This window comes from Bacillus sp. NPDC060175, from assembly GCF_042728695.1.
In the GTDB taxonomy this organism is placed as follows: domain Bacteria; phylum Bacillota; class Bacilli; order Bacillales; family Bacillaceae_G; genus Bacillus_A.
Genome location: NZ_JBHWYR010000168.1, coordinates 1 through 3534 on the forward strand (window position 1 = coordinate 1; position 3534 = coordinate 3534).

Consider the following 3534-nt stretch of genomic DNA (forward strand, 5'->3'; position numbering starts at 1 on the left):
TAATTAATAAATATTATAATTGAATATTTAGAAGAAATCTAAGAGGATGCTTTTGTTACTATTGGTCAATTGTATTTTTGAGGGATTTATTCACGAACAATAAAATTGTTTGAAACATAATAAAGTTGTTTAAAAAAAGCCAGTCATTTTACTCAACAATTGGAACATTTTGTTGGAAAATAGTAAAAAATAAAGAAGATAATTCACTTGATAAAGGCAGATTATCTTCTTCATAGAACAAATCTAAAAAATCATTTATGAAACGAGTTTTAGACCTATTGCAGCACCTAAAACCATACCTATAAAAATAAGTCTTTTCCATTCTTTTGATTCGCCATAAAAAACCATGCCTAAAATTGCACCACCAGACGCACCAATTCCAGTCCAAATTGCATAAGCTGTCCCCATAGGCAGTGTTTCCATTGCGTAAGCAAGAAATATAAAACTTAATCCAAATCCGAGAATTAACAAAACTAATGATTGCCAATTTCGGTCTTTATGCAATTTATTTATCATAGCAACACCAAACATTTCACACAGCCCTGCTATGATTAAAGAAATCCATGGCATTAGGATTCATCACCTTCCTGAACTTTGTCATCTGTAACTAATTTCAAGCCAATTACTCCAGCTAATAAAAATAAAATCAAGAGTACTTTTCCCATTTTAAATGGTTCACCAAAGAACAAGATTTCAGAAAAGACAGTTCCAGCTGTACCTAATCCAACAAAAACAGCATAAACAGTTCCCACGGGAAGCATTCTTCCTGCCATAACCATTAAATAAAAGCTGAAAAATATAGCAACGATAGTCCCCGTCCAAGTCCAAAAGCCATCAGCATGTTTTAAACCAATTACCCAAAAAATTTCAAAGAAAGCAGCAACAAATACTTTAATCCAGTCTTTACTCATCTAAAAGACACCTCCAATTTTATTCTTACCAAAAAAAACAAAAAAAGCCTAAGAGATAACTGTTAAACAGTTTCTCCCAGGCTTTTATCCTTCGGTGACACAGCAAACCTGTGTATTTTCTCTCAGACTAGACCAACACTACTTTATGGTGGAACACTAGAAAGCATTTAACATATACAATTCCCTAAGAATATATATACATTTTAAAATTAATTAAGGTTAAAACAATTGAATATGATTGAAAATTATAGAAGTTATTATTCAATAAAAGGGCGCTATTGTTGAATAAATATATATTTTCTCTCAAAGAGATCAGTTATATAGAAAAATTTCAAATCACATTTAAGTTGTTTACTTTACAATCAGTGAGCTAGATTCAAAAACATAAACCTTAATATATAATTAGTTAAGGAGTTGTGCTCCACTAGTCCCTTTCGATTAAATCATTTGTGACGGACCAACCTATGAACATTCACCAAAGTCTTTGTATTATTTAAAATCATCCACCAGGCCTTGTTACTGTTCTCATAATCGGGGGCACCTTCTTTCCACTGGTCATGAATGAGTGTCAATATCGTGCATGAGCCAATAGGTTCTAGAAGAATTTAGCTGTAGAGAGATAAAAATTTCATTTTTGGGTATACTTCAAAATCTTAGCTTGATGGACATGGGGTACCGTCAGCATTTTGGAAGAACCCCACGCTAAGAGCATGCAAGATTTTATGCGAGAAATCGGGAGACCAAAAGGCGCGCTAAAATAGGAATGTATAAAAAAATGCATAGTATCATAGAAAAAGAAAAGGGCGGATTCCTTGTAAGAGTAGGGTTCTGCCATGTCCTTGCTACCAATAATGAGACGTTATGTTAACCTTACATGAATATCCTATTTATCCAAATTTGCACAAAGTTGTCTTAGCTGATGGTACAATTAAAGTCATGGAGGAATATTATGGTGATTTTTTATGTAATAACACTTTTTCTTATATCCGGCACCTCAATATTTTTATTTTTCAAGTCTGTTTCACCAAAAATTAAGGCTAAAAACCTATCATTGATAATGGTCTGTTTAGCGATAAATCTACTCACAATTCCAATGGCTTATTTGATAGGTTCGTTGGTTTTTTATACAGATGAGATGGCAACAGAATTTAGAGATAGTAATCCACTTTATTTTTGGAAAGGATTTTTCTTTATTCAGGCAATACCGTTCCTTATATTAATAATAGGAATCTTAAAATGGCTTATTGACAGAGGAAAAATAAATGAGCTTATAAATAGAATTGCTTTATAATATGTATAGTTGCACAAAATCGAGAAATTTAAGGAGACGGATAAATTTTATGAGGAAATTATCCATATTACTTACTTTAAGTCTAGTATTTGTCAGTGTTACGGCTGCTTGCACACAAGATAAAAAAGATAGTGCAGTTGAAAATGATTCAATAGAAGAACCAACCGCAAAAAATGAAAATGAAGAATTAATAAATTTTGAAGAAGAAGATATGAGCCGCTTGGAACAAGGTATTTTATTAGTTGGTGAGAGTGCTAAGGGAGGCTATTACTTGACCACCGTTCAAAGTGCATATTTAAATGATAGCAACGATTCTGTCGTTGTTAATGTCTCTGTAAAAAATGTACGAGGTCAAATGATTGGACTATCAGAATTAAAATATACCTTAAAAGATGAAAAAGACGGAAAGGCGTATGAAGGAAAGGTGCTTGACCAAAAAACTTCTGATATACAAGTTAAACCAAATGAAACGGTAGAATTGAAAATAACTTTTGAAATACCAGGTATCGCAGATGAATATATGTTTTATATTGAAAGCTCTTTAGACCCTCTAGAAGCACACTGGAAAATTGATAAGCTGCAATCACCAAAAAACTAAGTCTAAATACAATTTGATGGAAGTGTTCTTTAATATGAATTATATATTCGAAAAGGCTACGTTCCCTAACCAAAAACAAACATACGTTCTCTCATCGTTGTATACATAATAGACCATCTTTTCATTCTCTAATTATGGAGTATATCATGTAAGAAAAAAGAGGATCTATGTCCTTATATTAGACATAATATCCACTTCTAATTATAGTCTGTTTAACTCTGACATGAAGATTTTATTCAAAGATGGATCCAAAGAAACTTTTTTTGTTTGGGTTAGTGATACAACCAAAATTACAGTAGCAAAAAATACAAATGAAGCTCAAGCTGAAGCATATAAAATAAACAATGCTAATTACAAGCGAGCGGTTAACTTTTTTGACAAATAATTCACTTCCGCTTTAGAAATTTATGTAAACAAAGGGGGAAAATATGATTAAACAAGCTAGTGAAAATGATCTGAATGAAATTCTAGTAAAATCAGATAATGCTCTATATGAAGGAACAGTCAAGACTTTTAAACCTACACAAAAACGAGTAAAAGAAATTATACAAACAACATTAGAACAAGGAGCATACTACTTAGTACTCAAAGACGATGACAATCTAAATGATGACTTAAAGGGATGGATTCTAATTGGTAGTGGTAAGATTATTTTTCACAAGAGAGTGTAGGATTCATTTACGAATTATACGTTTTACCAGAGTATCGTGGTCAAAAGCTTTCAAAGAAATTGA

General features: G+C 31.9%; 4 protein-coding genes and 1 pseudogene. 3 read left to right on the plus strand and 2 right to left on the minus strand.

Features of this window, described 5'->3' with window-relative positions:
- Positions 1-255 precede the first annotated feature (255 nt).
- Positions 256-570 carry a DMT family transporter gene (locus ACFWDE_RS30135; protein WP_377896348.1) on the minus strand — a complete coding sequence of 105 codons (315 nt, stop codon included), beginning with the start codon at positions 568-570 and terminating at the stop codon, positions 256-258.
- Complete coding sequence (locus ACFWDE_RS30140) at positions 570-911, minus strand: DMT family transporter (protein ID WP_215575421.1); 342 nt, start codon at positions 909-911, stop codon at positions 570-572. The genes ACFWDE_RS30135 and ACFWDE_RS30140 overlap by 1 nt, the downstream gene beginning before the upstream one ends.
- A 949-nt stretch (positions 912-1860) precedes the next feature.
- On the opposite strand from ACFWDE_RS30140, the gene ACFWDE_RS30145 reads away from it, so the two are divergent.
- From ACFWDE_RS30145 to ACFWDE_RS30155, 3 genes and pseudogenes are all read left to right on the plus strand, one after another.
- Positions 1861-2202, plus strand: a complete 342-nt coding sequence (locus tag ACFWDE_RS30145) for a hypothetical protein (protein ID WP_377896349.1) — start codon at positions 1861-1863, stop codon at positions 2200-2202.
- A 49-nt stretch (positions 2203-2251) separates the two neighbouring features.
- Positions 2252-2800 carry a DUF4352 domain-containing protein gene (locus ACFWDE_RS30150; RefSeq protein ID WP_377896350.1) on the plus strand — a complete coding sequence of 183 codons (549 nt, stop codon included), beginning with the start codon at positions 2252-2254 and terminating at the stop codon, positions 2798-2800.
- Between the two features lie 428 nt (positions 2801-3228).
- Positions 3229-3534, plus strand: a pseudogene (locus ACFWDE_RS30155) (GNAT family N-acetyltransferase); the annotation flags it as partial.

Bases quoted from the DNA above. Each gene is read 5' to 3' on its own strand.
- ACFWDE_RS30135 (WP_377896348.1), bottom strand. From the start codon at position 570: ATGCCATGGATTTCTTTAATCATAGCAGGGCTGTGTGAAATGTTTGGT.
- ACFWDE_RS30140 (WP_215575421.1), bottom strand. From the start codon at position 911: ATGAGTAAAGACTGGATTAAAGTATTTGTTGCTGCTTTCTTTGAAATT.
- ACFWDE_RS30145 (WP_377896349.1), top strand. From the start codon at position 1,861: ATGGTGATTTTTTATGTAATAACACTTTTTCTTATATCCGGCACCTCA.
- ACFWDE_RS30150 (WP_377896350.1), top strand. From the start codon at position 2,252: ATGAGGAAATTATCCATATTACTTACTTTAAGTCTAGTATTTGTCAGT.